At 44.5% G+C, this 481-nt stretch carries 2 protein-coding genes; one reads left to right on the top strand and one right to left on the bottom strand.

Annotated elements, in window-relative coordinates; translation table 11 throughout:
- The coding region (locus DXA36_RS32550; RefSeq protein WP_118683633.1) for a hypothetical protein at positions 1 to 197 on the bottom strand (197 nt) is incomplete at its 3' end.
- On the opposite strand from DXA36_RS32550, the gene DXA36_RS34130 reads away from it, so the two are divergent.
- Positions 171 to 410: a hypothetical protein gene (locus tag DXA36_RS34130; protein ID WP_021682886.1), complete on the top strand. Its 240-nt coding sequence runs from the start codon at positions 171 to 173 to the stop codon at positions 408 to 410. The two genes, DXA36_RS32550 and DXA36_RS34130, sit on opposite strands and share 27 nt — an antisense overlap.
- Positions 411 to 481: the final 71 nt, after the last annotated feature.

Below are 481 nucleotides of genomic sequence, written 5' to 3'. Positions count from 1 at the left end.
TACCCACACAATCCAGACGGTATCTGGCTCTTTTGAACCTCATCTTCATTATACTTCATATCTTTCTTTTTAGCAAGATATTCTTTTGCATTTGTCTTGCCGTATTTCTGGGAAATCAGGCTGACGAATACATCGGTTGCGTCCAGTTCCCCGTCAAACACCGTAGTCACATGAATCTCTGTTTTGTTTTTTGCCATAGGCAGTTATCCTCCATACATGAAAATAGCCAGACAGAGGGTGTCGGCAACGAAGTCCGGCAACGGGCTTCAAAAGACCTTGCAAACAATCTCAATCTGGCGATGGTTACTATTTATACTTTTCTTTTATTTTTCTGTTGTTTTGGTTGTTATAAGGGAGAAAAGCCCGGAAATAAGGGGTTTTCCCCGGCAACCGGCTCGGCAACGGGATAGCAACAGGGGGTGCAACGGGCTGTCATTTTCAGAATGGAAGCTCCATCTGTTCTGTGACCTCCACAAAACCG

This window comes from Eisenbergiella sp. OF01-20 (assembly GCF_003478085.1).
Classification (GTDB): domain Bacteria; phylum Bacillota; class Clostridia; order Lachnospirales; family Lachnospiraceae; genus Eisenbergiella.
Note: the sequence above shows the minus strand (reverse complement) of the source record. Positions and strands in the feature narration are given on the sequence as shown.